General features: G+C 47.1%; 1 protein-coding gene. It reads right to left on the reverse strand.

The features are described from left to right. Positions 1–571: FAD-dependent oxidoreductase (locus R7E78_RS28950; RefSeq protein ID WP_318058995.1), on the reverse strand; the 571-nt coding region annotated here is incomplete at both ends.

Below are 571 nucleotides of genomic sequence, written 5' to 3' on the forward strand. Positions count from 1 at the left end.
CGCCTTACCATCTACATGAATGTGTAAACCGTTGTCATCAATTTTGTCATAAGACACGCCCCCAAGTAGATGCACTCCGCGTTTTTCTAATGTGCGTTTATGGATCCAACCTGTCGTTTTACCCGGTCCTTTACCAACACGACCTTTGCGACGTTGAAGCACCCACACTTCTTTGTCACTCACCGCGTCTGGGTAAGGGTACAGTCCACCTGGTTGCGACATTTCTTTATCAATGCCCCATTCATGCAGCCAATCATCCAACGTTTGCCCTGCTGGCTCGGTAATCATTGTTGCAACATCAACACCAATACCACCAGCACCAACAATGGCGACTTTTTCACCGACAGGCGTTTTGTCACGAATCCGCGTTTGGTAATCCACCACTTTTTCTGCATTATCAATACCTTCGATATTGACCTTCCGCGGTTCAACACCAGAAGCCATCACAACCTCATCGTACTCTGTCAGCAAATCGTAGTTCGCTTCCGTAGAAAAATGCAGATTTACACCCGTTTCAGCAATTCGGTTGGCAAAGTATCGAATCGTTTCTCTGAATTCCTCTTTCCCCGGG

The sequence above is a fragment of the Vibrio sp. YT-19(2023) genome, from assembly GCF_033337395.1.